This window comes from Micromonospora sp. DT4, from assembly GCF_049841675.1.
In the GTDB taxonomy this organism is placed as follows: domain Bacteria; phylum Actinomycetota; class Actinomycetes; order Mycobacteriales; family Micromonosporaceae; genus Micromonospora.
The window spans coordinates 1-789 of record NZ_JBNCKT010000328.1; the positions used below are offsets into that span (position 1 = coordinate 1).

Sequence of the window (789 nt, forward strand, 5' to 3'; positions counted from 1 at the left end):
GGCTGCTGGAGAAGCATGTCGCGTTGATCGATGATATTCCTGACCTGGACCATTCCACGATCGGCCGGGTCCTGAAAAGGGGGCGTTACGTCCTCACCTGAAGAAGTGCTGGACGATCCCGCCCAAAGCCAACGGTGAGTTCGCTGCCCGGATGGAAGACGTCCTGGACGTCTACGCCCGCCCCCACGATCCCGCGGTGCCGGTGGTGTGCATGGATGAGAAGCCCTACCAGCTCCTCGCGCACGCCCGTGACCCCATCCCCGCAGCACCCGGCCGTGACCGCAAAGAGGACTCCGAATACGTACGCCACGGAACGTGCTCGATCTTCGTGTGGGTCGAACCCCTGGCCGGCCGCCGACGTGTCATCGCCCGAGCACGGCGAACCCGTGTGGACTGGGCGCACGAGGTTGACCACCTCCTCACCGTCGACTACCCCGACGCCGCCAAGGTCGTGCTGGTGATGGACAACCTCAACACCCATACCCTCGGATCACTCTACGAGGCCTTCGAGCCAGCCAAAGCGCATGCGCTGGCCCAGCGACTCGAGATCCACCACACCCCCAAGCACGGATCCTGGCTCAACGTCGCCGAAATCGAACTCTCCGCCCTGACCCGCCAATGCCTCGATCGCCGCATCAGTGACCTTGACGTCCTCAACACCGAACTCACCGCCTGGCAAACATCCACCAACGCCGACCAGCGACAGGTGAACTGGCACTTCACCACCAACGACGCCCGTACCCGACTCCGCCACCTATACCCAGAACGTTAGACACGACGCTCTACTAG

Annotated in this window: 1 protein-coding gene; it reads left to right on the plus strand. The window is 63.2% G+C overall.

Annotated features, from left to right (window positions below; translation table 11 throughout):
• Window positions 1-97: 97 nt before the first annotated feature.
• Window positions 98-772, plus strand: a complete 675-nt coding sequence (locus ACLQ24_RS29935; protein WP_425895088.1) for an IS630 family transposase — start codon at window positions 98-100, stop codon at window positions 770-772.
• Window positions 773-789: the final 17 nt, after the last annotated feature.